General features: G+C 65.7%; 18 protein-coding genes. 15 read left to right on the top strand and 3 right to left on the bottom strand.

What is annotated here, in order from left to right:
• Window positions 1-38 precede the first annotated feature (38 nt).
• Complete coding sequence (locus J2X52_RS05220) at window positions 39-488, top strand: DUF2975 domain-containing protein (protein ID WP_310149727.1); 450 nt, start codon at window positions 39-41, stop codon at window positions 486-488.
• Window positions 488-733, top strand: coding sequence for a helix-turn-helix transcriptional regulator (locus J2X52_RS05215; protein ID WP_310149724.1), 246 nt, complete (start codon window positions 488-490; stop codon window positions 731-733). The genes J2X52_RS05220 and J2X52_RS05215 overlap by 1 nt, the downstream gene beginning before the upstream one ends.
• A gap of 238 nt (window positions 734-971) precedes the next feature.
• Here J2X52_RS05215 and J2X52_RS05210 read toward each other — a convergent pair whose 3' ends face one another.
• Complete coding sequence (locus J2X52_RS05210; RefSeq protein ID WP_310149720.1) at window positions 972-1,994, bottom strand: SDR family oxidoreductase; 1,023 nt, start codon at window positions 1,992-1,994, stop codon at window positions 972-974.
• A gap of 134 nt (window positions 1,995-2,128) precedes the next feature.
• On the opposite strand from J2X52_RS05210, the gene J2X52_RS05205 reads away from it, so the two are divergent.
• The 8 genes from J2X52_RS05205 (at window position 2,129) to J2X52_RS05175 (ending at window position 9,833) form a co-directional block, all read left to right on the top strand.
• Entirely contained in the window at window positions 2,129-2,488 is a 360-nt protein-coding gene (locus tag J2X52_RS05205; RefSeq protein WP_310149717.1) for a helix-turn-helix domain-containing protein, read from the top strand.
• On the top strand, window positions 2,485-3,783 hold the full coding sequence (locus J2X52_RS05200; RefSeq protein WP_310149714.1) for a type II toxin-antitoxin system HipA family toxin: 1,299 nt from the start codon (window positions 2,485-2,487) through the stop codon (window positions 3,781-3,783). The genes J2X52_RS05205 and J2X52_RS05200 overlap by 4 nt, the downstream gene beginning before the upstream one ends.
• A gap of 60 nt (window positions 3,784-3,843) precedes the next feature.
• Window positions 3,844-3,993, top strand: coding sequence for a hypothetical protein (locus J2X52_RS17405; protein WP_343226788.1), 150 nt, complete (start codon window positions 3,844-3,846; stop codon window positions 3,991-3,993).
• 24 nt (window positions 3,994-4,017) lie between these two features.
• Window positions 4,018-4,293, top strand: a complete 276-nt coding sequence (locus tag J2X52_RS05195; protein ID WP_310149712.1) for a DUF1778 domain-containing protein — start codon at window positions 4,018-4,020, stop codon at window positions 4,291-4,293.
• A 6-nt stretch (window positions 4,294-4,299) separates the two neighbouring features.
• Complete coding sequence (locus J2X52_RS05190; protein WP_310149711.1) at window positions 4,300-4,791, top strand: GNAT family N-acetyltransferase; 492 nt, start codon at window positions 4,300-4,302, stop codon at window positions 4,789-4,791.
• Window positions 4,792-5,332: 541 nt separating this feature from the next.
• The gene (locus J2X52_RS05185) at window positions 5,333-6,685 is read left to right on the top strand and encodes a diguanylate cyclase (protein WP_310149708.1); all 1,353 of its coding nucleotides are present in this window, start codon (window positions 5,333-5,335) and stop codon (window positions 6,683-6,685) included.
• A gap of 202 nt (window positions 6,686-6,887) precedes the next feature.
• On the top strand, window positions 6,888-8,789 hold the full coding sequence (locus J2X52_RS05180; protein ID WP_310149706.1) for a methyl-accepting chemotaxis protein: 1,902 nt from the start codon (window positions 6,888-6,890) through the stop codon (window positions 8,787-8,789).
• Between the two features lie 171 nt (window positions 8,790-8,960).
• Window positions 8,961-9,833 (top strand): hypothetical protein, encoded by an 873-nt coding sequence (locus tag J2X52_RS05175; RefSeq protein ID WP_310149704.1) that lies wholly within the window; start codon window positions 8,961-8,963, stop codon window positions 9,831-9,833.
• Between the two features lie 79 nt (window positions 9,834-9,912).
• Here the strand turns inward: J2X52_RS05175 and J2X52_RS05170 are convergent, their stop codons facing one another.
• Complete coding sequence (locus J2X52_RS05170; RefSeq protein WP_310149701.1) at window positions 9,913-10,197, bottom strand: hypothetical protein; 285 nt, start codon at window positions 10,195-10,197, stop codon at window positions 9,913-9,915.
• Window positions 10,198-10,574: 377 nt separating this feature from the next.
• Between J2X52_RS05170 and J2X52_RS05165 the strand changes: the two genes are divergently transcribed.
• The 3 genes from J2X52_RS05165 to J2X52_RS05155 are packed head-to-tail and all read left to right on the top strand — an operon-like array spanning window position 10,575 to window position 12,588.
• Window positions 10,575-11,753, top strand: coding sequence for a saccharopine dehydrogenase NADP-binding domain-containing protein (locus tag J2X52_RS05165; RefSeq protein WP_310150273.1), 1,179 nt, complete (start codon window positions 10,575-10,577; stop codon window positions 11,751-11,753).
• The gene (locus J2X52_RS05160; protein WP_310149698.1) at window positions 11,750-12,115 is read left to right on the top strand and encodes a DoxX-like family protein; all 366 of its coding nucleotides are present in this window, start codon (window positions 11,750-11,752) and stop codon (window positions 12,113-12,115) included. Before J2X52_RS05165 ends, J2X52_RS05160 begins: the two co-directional genes overlap by 4 nt.
• A complete protein-coding gene (locus tag J2X52_RS05155) occupies window positions 12,112-12,588 on the top strand; it encodes a DUF2269 domain-containing protein (protein ID WP_310149695.1) in 477 nt (158 codons plus the stop codon). Before J2X52_RS05160 ends, J2X52_RS05155 begins: the two co-directional genes overlap by 4 nt.
• 235 nt (window positions 12,589-12,823) lie before the next feature.
• On the opposite strand, the gene J2X52_RS05150 is transcribed toward J2X52_RS05155, so the two are convergent.
• Entirely contained in the window at window positions 12,824-13,438 is a 615-nt protein-coding gene (locus J2X52_RS05150; protein ID WP_310149693.1) for a TetR/AcrR family transcriptional regulator, read from the bottom strand.
• Window positions 13,439-13,570: 132 nt separating this feature from the next.
• Here J2X52_RS05150 and J2X52_RS05145 point away from each other — a divergent pair, with 132 nt between their 5' ends.
• The gene (locus J2X52_RS05145; RefSeq protein WP_310149691.1) at window positions 13,571-14,734 is read left to right on the top strand and encodes an isovaleryl-CoA dehydrogenase; all 1,164 of its coding nucleotides are present in this window, start codon (window positions 13,571-13,573) and stop codon (window positions 14,732-14,734) included.
• Between the two features lie 10 nt (window positions 14,735-14,744).
• A complete protein-coding gene (locus J2X52_RS05140; protein ID WP_310149688.1) occupies window positions 14,745-16,352 on the top strand; it encodes a carboxyl transferase domain-containing protein in 1,608 nt (535 codons plus the stop codon).
• Window positions 16,353-16,366: the final 14 nt, after the last annotated feature.

The following is a 16,366-nucleotide window of genomic DNA, read 5'->3' as shown; positions in this document are numbered from 1 at the left end:
AGCAGCACAGCCGCTGGCTGGCGCGCATCGCCGACTTCATGCTGGCCGGCACCGTCGCCGCCCTTGTGCTCCCGACGCTCTTCGTTCTCACGAGGCAATCCGCTGCCGATGTCCTTCGTGGCGAACTGGTCGCGCACTGGCTCGTGCCGTTGCCGTACCTGTTCGCGGTGTTCGCGATCCGTCAGGCATTCGCGGCCTACGCGCGCGGCGGCGTGCTCGGGCCACTCATGGTGCGGGCCTGCCGACACGCCGGCGGAGCGCTGGCAGTCGGGGCTGGCATCAGCGCCTTCGGCATGCCCCTGCTGGTGCGATGGTTCGCAACGGGCGCGCATCCGATGTCGCACACGCTGATGGTGTTCGACGTGGCATACGTCGCGATCGGCGTGGTCGGGCTTGCGCTGGTGTTGCTCGGCGGTTTGATCAAGCGCGCGATTGACACACAGGAGCGCGCGGCCGCTCTTGAGCACGAACTCACGGAGTTCGTCTGATGCCGGTGGTGGTCACGCTGGATTCAATGCTCGCCGAACGTCGGCTGACGGCGAAGGAACTCGGGCGCCGGATCGGACTCAGCGAGACACAGTTGTCCTTGCTACGCACCGGCAAGGTGCGCGGCATGCGCTTCTCAACGCTTGCAGCGCTGTGCGCGGTGCTGGAATGCACGCCCGGAGACTTGCTGGGATACGAGCTGGATGCGGCTGACGCAAGTCACACGCATGGGAATGGGCCAGGCTGAGCAATGTTCCGCTGTGACCATCGAAGCCGAACGCTGACGTCCGCTTCTGGCCGGGAGCGGACGCATCGTAACGACATCACGCCCTTGGACAATCAAGCTCATCAGGAGCGTCAATGAAGTTTGGCGTTGTAACAACGCGGCAACCTGAGCAATGCGATTGCTCCGTGCAGCCCCAACACCGCGAGGGCAACGGGTGGGGCCGGCTGGGTCGGCAGTGGCCCGGTAGGGAAGCCGATTCTCAGGTCCGGTTGATCGACACTCCGCCGTCCACTCGCATTGCACTGCCGGTGACGAAGCTTGAGGCATCGGAGGCGAGGAACAGGGCGGCTTCGGCGATCTCGGCCGGGTCGGCGATGCGCTTGAGGGCGTGCATGCCCTCCACGAACGCCCGCGAATCGGGGTCCACGGTGAAATCGCGTGCACCGGGCGTGTCCGTGCCGCCGGGCAACAGCGCATTGACACGTACGCCCCGCAAGCCGCCCTCGGCGGCGAGTACCTGAGTCAGGCCGATCACGCCGGCCTTGGCCGCAGCGTAGGCGGCCATGCCAGGCAGGCCGACAGTGTGGCCGACGAAGCTGGACGTGAAGATGATCGAGCCGCGCCCGGCTTCGAGCATCGCCGCCATCTGCCGACGCGCGCCGAGGAACATCGCGGTCAGGTTGGTGTCGATGGTGTCGCGCCAGTCTGACACCTCCATGTCGACGGCCGGGGCCATCGTGCCGGTGCCCCCTGCGTTGTTGAATGCGATGTCGAGGCGGCCGAAACGTGTCAGCGTGGTGTCGACCAGGGCGTCGTTGTGGGACGACTCGCGCACGTCGCCGGGACAGGCGATCGCCACGCCCCCAGCGCGCTCGATTTCGTCGACCAGCTCCGCAAGCGCATCCGCGCTGCGGGCGCCGATGACCAGTCGTGCGCCTTCGCGCGCGAACAGCAGCGCCGCGCTACGGCCGATGCCCGAACTCGCGCCGGTAATGATCGCCGTCTTGCCGGCGAGCGTCTGTCTTGTCATGCCTGCTTCCCCTGTGCTGTGGATGCAGACATTCTGGGGAAACGTGCAGGCACGATGCTCGCCGGAATCGGCCGTGGCATCCCCGTTCGGGATCCGGTTCTTATCGACTCCGTCCGATCCCCCAGTTGGTGACTCCCGCTGCATCTCCAGGTGCACTTCAAGCCAGGCCGTGGCGACTTTCGCCGATCCGTCCAGCGCGTTTGGGCCCGGCGTGTGGATGGCGTCGTTACGATCCACTGCGTAAGCGGGCACGTTGGATCCGGTGCTAGCTGAGCTCGAAGGCGACTCGCATGCAGACTTCTTGAATCAGCTAGAAGGTTGTATAAGTCGCCTTTAATGACGATTTATTTGAATATCAGGCTTTTAGTCGTCATATTCGGCGACATATGAACACTCCCGACCGACATCACGTCCCGTCGCTCGCACAGCTGGGCAGCCAACTGGCGGCCCTGCGCGTGTCGCGCAACCTCACCCAGGCGGAACTGGCCGAGCAGGCCGGCGTGTCCAAGCGGACGGTCGAACGCCTGGAGGCGGGGGCCACGGCCACGCAACTGTCCACGTTCCTGCGGGTCTGCGGGGTGCTCGGGCTGGAAGGCCGCCTTGCGCAACTGGTGCCCGAACCGGTCGACAGCCCCGTGGCCCAGTTGCGTCAGCAGCGCCGCACACGCCAGCGCGCATCGGGGGCAAGCAAGGACGCGCCGGCGCCGAAGGCGAAGCCGGGCACGGGCTGGAGCTGGGAGGCATGACGATCGCCGAAGTCCAGCTGTGGGGCCGGACCATCGGCGCAGTGTCGGTGCAGGCAGGCGCGACGACGGCCGCGTTCGAATACGTGCCGGAATTTCTCGGCAGCGGCATCGAGCTTTCACCACTGCACATGCCGCTGCAGCCTCGCATCTATGCCTTTCCGGAACTCGCGCAGCCCACGTTCCACGGCTTGCCCGGGCTGCTGGCCGACTCCCTGCCGGATCGCTTCGGCAATGCGCTGATCGATCAATGGCTGGCGATGCAGGGCCGCACGCCGCAGAGCTTCAATGCCGTCGAACGTCTCTGCTACACCGGCGCGCGCGGCATGGGCGCGCTGGAGTTCAAGCCAGTGCAGGGGCCCAAGGCCAGCCGCTCCGACACGCTGGATGTCGCGGCGCTGGTCGGACTGGCCTCCGACATCCTCACCCATCGCGAAGGTCTCGACGCCAGCCTCGAACGCCCGGCGCGGCAGAAGGCCATGCAGGACATCCTGCGCGTGGGTACCTCGGCCGGCGGCGCGCGCGCCAAGGCGCTGATCGCCTGGAATGCAGAGACCCATGAAGTGCGTTCGGGCCAGGTGCAGGCCGATCCGGGCTACAGCCATTGGCTGCTCAAGTTCGACGGCGTGGCGGGCAACAAGGACAAGGAACTGCTCGATCCACAGGGCTACGGCGCCATCGAATACGCCTATGCGCTGATGGCGCGGGCGGCCGGCATCGACATGAGCGAATGCCGCTTGCTGGAAGAGGGCGGACGCCGCCATTTCATGACGCGCCGCTTCGACCGCCTCGACGACGGCAGCAAGCTGCACATGCAGTCGCTCGGCGCACTGGCGCATTTCGACTACAACCTGCCGGGCGCGTATTCCTACGAACAGGCCTTCCTCGTCATCCGCCAACTGGGCCTGCCGATGGCGGCCATCGAGCAGCAGTTCCGCCGCATGCTGTTCAACGTCGTGGCGCGCAACCAGGACGACCACGTCAAGAACATCGCGTTCCTGATGGACAAGCAGGGCCAGTGGTCATTGGCGCCGGCGTTCGACGTCAGCTACAGCTACAACCCGGGTGGCGACTGGACGGCCACGCACCAGATGCGGGTCAACGGCAAGCGTGATGGCTTCACCTTGGAGGACTTCAAGGCGGTCGCAGCGGTTGCGGGCCTCAAGCGCGGGCGGGATCGGAAGATGCTGGATGACGTATTGGCTGCCGTTGCGCAGTGGCCCACGTTCGCCGGAAGGGCGGGGGTCGAAGAGGGGCAGGTCGGGCAGATCAGCGCGGTGCACAGGCTGCGGTTTTGAGGACTTCCCCGGTGCTCTTGATGAGCGCCGTTGAGCCCATCGATTTCGGACTGCGCCTGGGTGCACCTGCCGGACGACGTCCTCTGCCGCGTCTCGAAGCGGATCATCAACGAAGTCCGCGGTGTTTCGCGCGTGGTCTACGACATCAGCGAGCCGCCGGCGGTACCCAGCTGCCCGTGTCATTTGCAGTCACACGCCTGTGTACGGTAGATTGCCGTACACAGGAGAATCCCCATGACCAACGCAGCCGCCCGTCTGGATCTTCGCATCGACGCCCGGGACAAGGACCGGATCACTCGTGCTGCCGCCCTGCGCGGCATGGCGGTGTCGGCGTTTGTCCGCAGTGCTGTGCTGCGGGAAGCGGATACGGCCATCGCAGCCGAAACGACCGTCGCGCTGTCCCCGGCGGAGTCGCGACATTTCCTGGCTTCGCTGGACGCGCCTTTCCAGCCCAATGCGCGTCTGAAGAAGGCGATGAAAAGCGCTGCCCGGCTCACCGAGCGGCGTTGACGGCGCATGGCGCTCGGTTTCGCGCTGCTCGACAGGCGGGTGCACGACAGAACCGCATTTTCATGCGGCGTTCCCGCGCTGGATGACTATCTGCGCCGGCAGGCGAGTCAGCACCAACGCGACGGCATCGCGACCACGCATGTTCTTGTAGACGACGGCGCTCCCGAGCGCGTGCTGGGCTACTGCACATTGTCCGCCGCACAGTTGCAGCTCGAAGAACTCGAGCCCGACGATCGCGCGCGGCTTCCCAGTTATCCCGTTCCCGCGATCCGGATGGCACGTCTGGCTGTCAATACGGATGCGCAAGGGCGGGGATATGGCCAGTTGCTGGTCGGACATGCGGTGAACATCGCCTTGGCAACTCGGCAGACCCTCGGCGTGCGCGTGCTGATCGTAGATGCCAAGGACGAAGCTGCGGCGCGTTTCTATGCCGGCTACGGCTTCCGGTGCACATCGTCACGCGCCCTGACGCTCTATCTCCCGATCTCGGCAGCCTGATCGGCCACGCCAGGTCTCCGCATACGGCCCACCTGCTAATCGGGGGACAGGCGCATTGCGATTGTTGTTGTCTGCGCGCAGCAGCAACACCAGCCAGACCGATTTCATCTTGAGCGTTTGACCTGAGCGAGTCCGCGCAGCGCCGGCCGGCGGACAGGTCGCACGGGCTCGATGCGTCGCAGCGGCTAGGCATTGCGCATAGCATGGCGACAGTCCAATCCTCCAGTCGCGTCCCATGTTCAAAGCCAGCCTTCGCAGCCATCTGACCTTGTGGTTCGGCGGACTGTCGCTGCTCACGCTGCTGATCGTGGGTGCATATGTCGGCCATATCGCCACCGAACAGGTCCGGCAAGCGAGCGGCAACGCGCTGTCCGACGCTGCCGGATCCACCGCGGCGCTGCTGGGCCTGCAACTGCGGGACCGTCAGCAGGACATCCATCTGCTCAGTCGTGAGCCCCATCTTGTTCGGGGCGAGCTGGATGATCCCGACATCCTGCGCTCGATGGAATTGCGTAGCGAGGCGCGCGCCGAGTACGCGTGGATGGGTGTGGTCGATCTCGACGGCCGTGTGCGTCAGGCGGCGCAGGGGCTGCTGCGGAACCAGTCGGTGCAGGCCCGCCCCTGGTTCCAGGCGGGACTGCGCGGCCCCTATACGGCGGATCCGCATGAAGCCGTGTTGCTGGCCAAGATGCTGCCAGCCAATGCCGGCGGCGAACCCTTGCGCTTCATCGATTTCGCCGCGCCTATCGTCGATGGCGACGGTCGGGTCATCGGCGTGCTGGGCGCGCATGCGCACTGGAACTGGGTGACCGGCATTGTGGAATCTGCGGTTGTGCGATCCGGATCGAGCCCTGACATCGAGGTGCTCATCGTCAATGAGGACGGACGGATTCTGTATCCCGAGCGGCTGGCCGGTCAGCAGCAGACCCGCTTGCCCGTGCACGCCGAAAACCGGCCGGGCTGGTCGGCGGATGATGATTATCTGAGTAGCCTCGCACTGGTGCCGCCGCCTCCCGACACGGACCTGTCGTGGTACATCGCGGTGCGCCAGCCATTGGCGAGCGCCCTGCAGCCGGCGCGCGTGCTGCTCTACAAGTTGTTGGCGTTGGGTGCCCTTGGCGCGTGTCTGTTTACCGCCGTGGCGTATTACCTGGCGCGCAATCTCAGCCGGCCGATCGAGCAACTGGCGCGCGCGGCCCAGCAGGTCCAGATCCATCACACCGGCGTGTCGTTCCCGCAGCACCAGCCTGTGCTGGAAATCGCCCAGCTGAGCCAGTCCATGCAGACCATGACCGACTCCCTGCTGGGCAAGGAGCGGGAACTGGAAGATGCGAACGCCTTGCTGGAAGCCACCGTCGCCCAACGCACCGCAGCGCTTACACAGGCCAACGCCGAACTGCTGCAACTCGCCACGCACGACGCGCTCACCGGTGTGCATAACCGCGGCCGTTTGGACGAGAAGCTGGTCGAGTGCACTCTGCTTCTCAAGCGCACGCAACAGGGTTTTGCCTTGTTGTTGATCGACGCAGACCACTTCAAATCCATCAACGACACCCATGGCCATGCCACCGGCGATGAGGTGCTCGTGCGACTGGCACAGCTGCTACGGCGCCTGACCCGCGCCACGGACTTCGTGGCGCGCTACGGCGGTGAGGAGTTCGCGGTCGTGGTCCCGCACAGTGAGGGCGAGCAGGGCCCGCAGGTGCTGGCCCAGAAGATCTGCGACGGCATCGCCGCGACGCATTTCGACGTTGTCGGACGCGTCACCGTCAGCATCGGCGTGGCGCTTGCACATGCGTCCGATCCCGACGCCGCCGCCCTGATCAGGCGCGCCGACGCGCAGCTCTATCTTGCGAAGCAGTCGGGCAGGAATCGGGTCTCGTTCGCCGAATAGCGGCGAGCGGAATCTCCGCAGTGCATGTGCGGGTGATGCGGCAGGCGACAGTGTTCTTCGTGAAGCGTCGGCGCACTGCGAGCCCAAGCCGGGCGGGGCGGCGACCGTATCGCACTTGTTGGCGGTGATATCGATCGCGAACCTAATCAGTTTGCAGAGTTCCATCCGCAGGTTCGCACGAGGCCTCGAACAAGACCGGCCCTTGAGCTGGGAATGCGGCGGAAGCCTCGATCCGGCGGCGGGGTGCGTCAGCGCATGGCATCAAGGAATGCACAACCCGGTCGATAGTGGAAACAAGGGACCCCTTTACATCGAGTGCTGGCGCACACGGAGACGCATGAGACTCAACAACATTGCGAGGTTGTTCGCCGGCAGGGGCACCACCGCCCGAACTGCGCGTGCAGATCTCGCCTTGGCTGAAGCTCGGAGCCTCATTGCCGCCATCGATCGGGCCCAGGCCGTCATCGAGTTCGATCTCGACGGCACCATACGCACCGCCAATGCGAATTTTCTCGCGGCGGTGGGCTACAGCCTCGAACAGATCCAGGGCAAGCATCACCGGATCTTCGTCGAAGGCGGATACGCGAACTCGCGTGAGTACGCGCAGTTCTGGCAGGCGCTCCGCAGCGGCGAACTCCAGACCGGGCGCTTCCGCCGGATTTCCAGTACCGGCGAGCCGGTCTGGATCGAGGCGTCCTACAACCCCGTGCTCGACACCGCCGGGGTGCCCTGCAGGATCGTCAAATTCGCGACCGATATCACCGCCAAGATGCGCGAGGCGGCTGATTTTGCAGGGCAGATCGCCGCCATCTCCAAGGTGCAGGCGGTGATCGAATTCGACCTGCAGGCCCGCGTGCTGTGGGCGAACGAGAACTTCTCGGCCACCACTGGCTACACGCTTGCGGAGATCCAGGGCAAGCACCACTCGATGTTCCTGCATCCCGAAGAGCCTCGCGGGGACGTCTACCGTGCGTTCTGGGCCAACCTGGCGGCAGGCAACTTCGACGCCGGACGCTACCGGCGCGTGGGCAAGGACGGCAGCGAGATCTGGATCCAGGCGTCCTACAACCCGATCTTCGATGGCGACGGGCGCCTGTGGAAGGTGGTGAAGTACGCGACCAACATCACCGAAGAAGTCATGCGCGAGCGCGATCTTGCAACGGCTGTCGCCGAGGTCGGCGCGGTGGTGGCGGATGCAGGCAACGGCGATCTGCGCCGGCGTGTCTCACTGGTAGGCCGGAGTGGCGCGATCGCCGAGCTGTGCGGCGGCGTCAATGCGCTGGTCGAATCGATGGGGCGCATGGTGCGCCATGTGTCGGCCGCTTCGTCGGAAGTGCATGCCGCGGCTACCGAGATTGCGGCGGGCAACGAGAACCTGTCGCTGCGCACCGAGAGTCAGGCGTCATCGCTGGAGGAGACGGCGTCGTCTATGGAAGAAATCGCGGCGACCGTCCGCGCCACGGCGGAGAACGCCAGGCAGAGCACAGCGTTGGCGCAGAACGCGACCCAGGTGGCGGAAGAGGGCAATCATCTGGTGAGCCAGGTGGTCGGGACGATGCGCGAGATCCAACACAGCGCCGCCCAGATCGCCGAGATCACGTCGGTCATCGAAGGCATCGCCTTCCAGACCAACATCCTGTCGCTCAACGCGGCCGTCGAGGCGGCGCGTGCCGGTGAGGACGGACGCGGCTTCGCAGTCGTGGCGACCGAGATCCGCGCCCTTGCCCAACGCTGCGCAGAGGCGTCGAAGAATATCCGGGGCCTGATCTCCGAGTCGGGCAGAAATGTCGATGCGGGCGCAAAGATCGCGGCCGATGCGGGCGCCACCATTGCGCGCACGGTCGAAAGTATTCGACAGGTCAACCGGTTGATGGCCGACATTGCCGTCGCGGCCGCCGAACAGAGTTCGGGGATCGACCTGGTCAAAGGCGCGATCAACGCGATGGATGAAGCGACGCAGCAGAACGCGGCGCTGGTCGAAGAAGCGACGGCGAGTGCGCGCAGCCTCGAGCACGAAGCCGATGCATTGGTGGATCAGGTTTCGCGCTATCGCGTGCGTGAAACGCCGGACGGTGCAGAGCCCGTGCTCACCTTGGTGGCATGAGGCGTCGCTGATCGACCTCATGCCAACCACTCGTAAAAAACCGCCGATCTCCAGGAATGTGTTCTCGGACCCGGTCCCGAATGCCGAGAAGGCAGAGTTCTTTGAAGTGGTGATGTCTCCCGCCGGCGTCGGCGCGGCGCCCTTGCCGCAATAGGACGGATGGAAACCATGATGCAGCACATGAAGAGGGTGGCGATTGCAGCAGCCCTTCTGTCGGTGGTTGCCTGCGGCCCGCGTGATGACGCGCAGGCCGCGGATCCGTCGGATGCGCTTGCCGTACCGGATCCGGCAGTGCCGATCGCTGCGGCCTCGCCGGAGCCGCCATCCGGTGCTGAGATTCTGCGATCGCTCTATGCGCTGGAGAGCGGAGACGGCACCCGTGCGACCGCCGATGACGGCGCGATGGCGACCTATTGGTTCGGGCACGCATTCGAACTGGATGGGCAGCGTTATTTCACCGGCTTCACGTCGTTGACAGCCGAAGCCGAGGGAACAGAGGAGAGCAGCAGCACGATGGAGCCCAGCCACGTCGCGATCGGCCAGGTGACGATGGTGCTGGGTGGCGACCCCGCCACCTGGACCACGATCTCCAGGGATGGCTACGTCGGTGAATTCGGCCAGCGCAACCAGGCGGAGACGATCGACGCGTCGAGGCAAGCGACATCTCATACGACTCCAGACGGGCGGCTTGTGCTCGCGATTCCAACACGGGGCTTCGATCGGGGCGTGTCGTACGCCGCCTATGCCATGTTCGTCTTCAATCAAAAGGGCGTGGAAGGCCAGCCGTTTCGCATGTGGACCTACGCTGGCACCCTACCGGCCGGGAGCGACAACGATGCCGCATGTGTCGACGGCGCCGTCCTGACGTGTGCGAGAAGCGTGGGCACACTGACCTTCGAGCCAAGTCCAGATGGCGGGCTGCCGCGACTGCGCGTGGAATTGTCGGGCGAAGAGGTTTCAGGCCCAGACGAAGTCAGGGCGCTTGGCTCGGGTGATGCAAGCGTCTTCGCATATGACGATGCGGCAGGGCGATACGTCCAGTAGAGCTGGGGCCGGCGAAACCTTTTCGCTCGTGCTCACAAACACAAGATCTGCAACTGCGATCCGACTGCGAAGTCAGGCGTCAGGGATAGACCTGCGTTTCACCGTCGGTATGCGCGACGATCACGCGTGCGCCGTTGTAGGGAAGGTGCACCTCGGCCTGCCAGCTGTTATCCAGCGCGATGACCGACTTCGCCATCGGCGCGCATGTGGCACCCACCGCACATTTCGTGATGACCACACGAAGCGCATCGCCGACACGCTCAAAGTCGACACCGCTAGAGTAATACAGGCTTTCGGGCTGCACCCGGTAGCGGAGGGCGATCTCGTCTTCGGACAGTCTTTGGACGCTGATCGGCTCGACCATTGATTGGGAATAGACAGGGCTCGATATCGAGCCTGCGCATGCGGACAGACCCGTGAGCAAGAGCAATGCGAGTGCAGTGCATGACACTCGCCATCGAAGGTTCAACTTCAGGCTCACAGCGCACCATTCGCCGCCATCCAGGAGAAGTCGACGATAGCAAGTTTCGGCCACGCTCGAATGGGAGAGGGCGCGCCCACCGCGCTGAGCCAGGAGGCGCGCCGCTGCTCATGCTCGGGACAAGTTGTGCCACGGCGCGTAGTCCGTCTCGCATCCTGGAATCGCGCAGTGCAGGCGAGGTGCGTTGCGCGCCTGGCGCGTGGGTGTCATCCGATTCGAGACGCATCGGCGCGCCTGCATCGGCGATACTGACCGCGGCAATGCAAGGATCTCTGAACACAATGAAGGTGCTCGTCCTCGGCGGTTACGGCAACTTCGGTGCCCGCATCTGCCGGGCGCTCGCGGCAGATGCTGCAATCGATCTGGTCGTCGCAGGGCGCGACGGCGCGCGGGCGCGCCATCTCGCCGACACGCTTGGCGGCTCCGCCAGTGGCCTCGCGATCGATTGCGCGGCGCCCGACTTCGTGCAGGCGCTGGCCGCGCACGGCATCGGACTGGTGATCCACACCGCAGGCCCATTCCAGGCGCAATCGTATGCGGTGGCGGAGGCTGCGGCCCGCGCTGGTGCGCACTACATCGACCTCGCCGATGGACGCCGATTCGTCTGCGACTTTCCGTCCGCGCTGCAGCACGCATTCCAGCAGGCTGGGCGCGTGGGCATCAGCGGGGCTAGCACCGTGCCCGCCTTGTCGTCGGCCGTGGTCGAGCACCTGTCTGCCGGCTGGCAGCGCCTGCATGCGATTGATATCTGCATCGCGCCTGCTCAGACCGCGCCACGCGGCAAGGCGACGCTGGCGGCGGTGCTGAGTTACTGCGGCAAGCCGATCGATGTGTGGCAAGACGGAGGCTGGACCCAGGGACTCGGCTGGGCAGCACCCGAACGCGTGACGTTCCAACGGCTGAAGCCGCGGGTCGGCGCGCTGTGCGACATTCCGGACCTGGAGCTTTTTCCCGCGCGCTATGACGTGCGCGACCGCGTGATGTTCCGCGCCGCGCTCGAAGTGACCGCGACGCAGCACGTCTTCGCTGCGCTTTCTGCTCTGCGTGCCAAGGGTTTGCTGAAGCGACCGGAGCGGCTAGCGGGGCTGCTGGATCGCGTCAGTGTCCTGGCGGATCCACTGGGCACGCGACTCGGCGGCATGGTGGTGCGCATCGAAGGCCTGAATGCCGGCGGGCGCACTGCGCAGTGTGCCTGGCACATCGCCGCCGACCACGATCATGGCCCCGAGATCCCCTGCATGGCGGCGATCCTGCTGGCAAGACAACTCGCGTCGGGCGCGGACATTCCCTCGGGCGCGCATACGGCAGCAGGCCTGCTGCCGCTCGAGGCGTTCGCACCTGAGTTCGCGAGGTGGGGCATGGTCACCGATTTGGTTGACGGCGCGGGGGACGCCGGGGATGTGCATCTGCCCGTGGACACTGGCGCACGCGTGTCATGAGCAAGTCCGACTTGACCCTGTTGCGCCTGAGCGTGGTCTTCGTGTGGTTGGCCACCGCAGCCGCCAGCGTTCTGGAATTCAATGGACAGAGCACCGCGCTGCTGATGGCGGCCGGCATCGATGATCCGCAATTCGTCAGCTTTCTGATCATTGCGGGCGCGGGCGCAGACCTTGTGATCGGCATCGCGATGGCACGCTGGCCATCACGCCGCGTCTTTTCGATCGCGCTGGGCCTGATGCTCGTGATGACCATCGTGGCCAGCGTGCTGGATCCATCGCTGTGGCTGCATCCGCTCGGCCCGCTGACGAAGAACCTGCCAATCGCCGCAGCGTTGTGGATTCTGATCAGGAGATCGACATGACGACCTACCTCGTCATCAAGTGGATCCACGTGCTCTCGAGCGTCGTGCTCGTTGGTACCGGGTTCGGCACCGCGTTCTACATGTTCTTCGCCAACCGCAGCGGCAGCCTGGATGCGCAGGCCGTCGTCTCCCGGCTGGTGGTCCGCGCCGACTGGTGGTTCACCACGCCCGCGGTGTTGATCCAGCCCGCCAGTGGGCTGTACCTGGTGCATTGGGCAGGCTGGCCCCTGACGACGCCGTGGCTGATGCTGTCGATCATTCTGTTCGTCGTGACCGGCGCCTTCTGGTTGCCTGTGGTCTGGCTGCAGCTGCGCATGGCCGCCATGGCCGCGGCATCCAGGCGTGATCGGAGCGAACTTCCTGCCGCGTACTGGCGCTACGCCCGCTGGTGGGAAGCACTTGGCTATCCCGCCTTTGTCGCGATGCTGGTGGTTTTCTATCTGATGGTCGCCAAGCCGGTGCTATGGGCGTAACGCCCGATGTCGGGTTCGCGGGGCCGCGTCGCGCCGCGTAAACGCAGGCAACGGTATGCCCGGTTTCAATCCGCAGGCCAGCGGGCGCGCAATGATGGGTGACGGGCATGGCTCGGCGCCTTGAAGCCGTCTCGCAGCGTGAAGCCGTACCGGAGGTCAAGGCGCTTGCGGAGGATTCCAGCGGGGCGTCGTGAAGCGCGTCAACGACCGGACCGTTCGGTGCCAGCGGGAAGGCTCAGCCCACCGAGCCTGCCGCCCGCAAACACACCTCCCGAATCGACTCCACCAACTGCGCCGGTCCCGCCGTCTTCTCTCTGAGGATCGGCGCCACCGGCCCGACCAGCGCTTCGGTGAACGCGCCGACGATGCAGGCGGCGGTGACGTCGGCGTCTTGCGAGGGAAATTCCTTGCGTTCGATGCCGGCCAGCAGGATGTCGCGGAAGACTTCGCCGAAGCGGCGGCGGCCGCGGATACGTTCGGCGTCCACTTCGGGGTCCACGGGCTCGGCGATGAAGGCGTAGGCCAGGGCAGGGCCGGCGAGGGCGCGGCGCACGAAGGCTTCGATGGCGGCGCCCAGCTGGTCGCGGGCGTCGGTGTGAGCGGCGGCGGCGCCGCGCAGGATCACGATCTCGGCGTCGATGGCGACGGTCAGCACTTCCACGAACAGCTCGGTCTTGGACGGGAAGTAGCGGTAGATCAGCCCGGTCGACACGCCGGCCTCGGCCGCGACGGCGGCCACCTGCGCGCCGCGGAAGCCGCCGACGGACACCAGCGTGCGCGCGGCATGCACGATCCGCTCGCGGTTGCGGGTCATCCGCTCTTCCATCAGGTCTGAACGCCGATAGCTCAAAATCGTGATCCTCGGTTCAATTTGTGAATTCTAGTTCAATTCTTGCCCGGAACCCGCTAGCCTGTGCCGGTCAGGACCACCGCGCAGGCGCGCTGCCATGCGGGTCGTCGTCCCGGGAACCTGGAGTCCAGCATGCGTATTCCGTCCATCGATTTCCAACTCGGCGAAGAGATCGAAATGATCCGCGAGTCCGTGCAGGACTTCGCCGCGCAGGAGATCGCGCCTCTCGCCACGCGCGCCGACGAGGACAACCAGTTTCCGCACGCGCTGTGGACCAAGCTCGGCGCGCAGGGCCTGCTGGGCATCACCGTCGAGGAACAATACGGCGGCACCGGCCTGGGCTACCTGGCCCACGTGGTCGCGATGGAGGAGATCTCGCGCGCCTCGGGCGGCATCGGCCTGTCCTACGGCGCGCACTCCAACCTGTGCCTCAACCAGCTGCGCAAGAACGCCAGTGAGGCGCAGAAGCAGCAATACCTGCCGAAGCTGTGTAGCGGCGAACACGTCGGTGCGCTGGCGATGAGCGAGCCGGGCGCGGGCTCGGACGTGGTGGGCATGAAGCTGCGCGCCGAACTGCGCGGCGATCGCTACGTGCTCAACGGCAACAAGATGTGGATCACCAACGGCCCGACCGCCGACGTGCTGGTGGTCTACGCCAAGACCGATCCCGACGCCGGCCCCAAGGGCATCACCACCTTCATCATCGAGAAGGGCTTCAAGGGGTTCTCGACCGCGCAGAAGCTCGACAAGCTGGGCATGCGCTCGTCGGATACCTGCGAGCTGGTGTTCGAGGACTGCGAAGTGCCGGTCGAGAACGTGCTCGGCGAAGTCGGCGGCGGGGTCAAGGTGCTGATGTCGGGCCTGGACTACGAACGCCTGGTGCTGGCGGGCGGTCCGCTGGGCCTGATGGCCGCAGGCCTGGATACGGTGCTGCCGTACGTGCACGAGCGCCACCAGTTCGGCGAGGCAATCGGCAACTTCCAGCTGATGCAGGGCAAGATCGCCGATATGTATGTCACCTACAACGCCTGCCGCGCCTACGTGTACGCGGTGGCGAAGGCGGCCGACGCCGGCAAGATCACCCGCCAGGATGCGGCCGGTGTGATCCTCTACGCCGCCGAGAAGGCGACGTGGCTGGCCGGTGAGGCGATCCAGGCGCTGGGCGGCAACGGCTACATCAACGAGTACCCGGCCGGCCGGCTGTGGCGCGACGCCAAGCTCTACGAGATCGGCGCGGGCACGTCGGAGATCCGGCGCATGCTGATCGGCCGCGAACTGTTCCGCCAGACCAGCTAAGGGCGCACCGATGGCCATCCTGCAGAGCCGGATCGATCCGGCCGGTGAGAGTTTCCAGACCAACGCGGCCGCGATGCAGACGGCGCTCGACGATCTGCGCGCCACGCATGCGCGCATCGCCCAGGGCGGCAGCGAAGCTGCGCGCGAGAAGCACCGCAAGCGCGGCAAGCTGCTGGTGCGCGATCGCATCGATGCGCTGATCGATCCCGGCGCGCCGTTCCTCGAGGTGGCGCCGATGGCGGCGCACGGCATGTACGGCGGCGAAGTGCCGAGCGCGGGTGTCGTCGCCGGCATCGGCCTGGTCAGCGGCGTCGAATGCATGATCGTCGCCAACGATGCGACGGTGAAGGGCGGCACCTATTACCCGATCACGGTGAAGAAGCATCTGCGTGCGCAGGAGATCGCGCAGCAGAACCGTCTCCCGTGCATCTATCTGGTCGATTCCGGCGGCGCGTTCCTGCCGATGCAGGACGAGGTGTTTCCGGACCGCGACCATTTCGGCCGCATCTTCTACAACCAGGCCAATCTCTCGGCGCAGGGCATTCCGCAGATCGCCTGCGTGATGGGCTCGTGCACCGCCGGCGGCGCCTATGTGCCGGCGATGAGCGACGAGACGGTGATCGTCAAGGAGCAGGGCACGATCTTCCTTGGCGGCCCGCCGCTGGTGAAGGCCGCGACGGGCGAGGAAGTGGACGCCGAATCGCTCGGCGGTGCTGACGTGCACACGCGCATCTCCGGCGTTGCAGATCACTTCGCCGAAGACGATCTGGATGCCTTGGCCCGCGTGCGCGACATCGTGGCGTCCCTCAACTGGCGCAAGCAGGGCGAACTACTGACGCAGCCGTCGGAAGAACCGCTGTATCCGGCAGAAGAACTTTATGGCGTGATTCCGGCCGACACGCGCAAGCCTTACGACGTGCGCGAAGTGATCGCGCGCCTCGTCGACGGCTCGCGCTTCGACGAGTTCAAGGCGCGCTACGGCACCACGCTGGTGACCGGTTTCGCGCATCTGCACGGCTACCCGATCGGCATCGTCGCCAACAACGGCATCCTGTTCTCCGAGAGCGCGCTCAAGGGCGCGCACTTCGTCGAGCTGTGCGCCAGGCGCGGCATTCCGCTGCTGTTCCTGCAGAACATCACCGGCTTCATGGTCGGCAAGAAGTACGAGAACGGCGGCATCGCGCGTGATGGCGCCAAGCTGGTCACCGCGGTCGCCTGCGCGAAGGTGCCGAAGTTCACCGTGGTCATCGGCGGCAGTTTCGGCGCCGGCAATTACGGCATGAACGGCCGTGCGTATTCGCCGCGCTTTTTGTGGATGTGGCCCAACGCCCGCATCGGCGTGATGGGCGGCGAGCAGGCGGCCGGCGTGCTGGCCACCGTGCGTCGCGATGGCATCGAAGCCAAGGGCGGCAGCTGGTCGGCCGAAGACGAGGACGCGTTCAAGGCGCCGATCCGCGAACAGTTCGAGCAGCAGGGCCATCCGTACTACGCCAGCGCACGACTGTGGGACGACGGCATCATCGATCCGGCCAAGACCCGTCGCGCACTGGGGCTGGCCCTGTCGGCGGCATTGAACGCACCGAACGAAGAAACCAGGTTCGGCATCTTCCGGATGTGACCGGGCGCGACGAG

This window comes from Luteimonas sp. 3794, assembly GCF_031456825.1.
Taxonomy (GTDB): Bacteria; Pseudomonadota; Gammaproteobacteria; order Xanthomonadales; family Xanthomonadaceae; genus Luteimonas.
The sequence above is the reverse complement of the archived record's forward strand: the minus strand, read 5'-3'. Positions and strand labels throughout refer to the sequence as shown.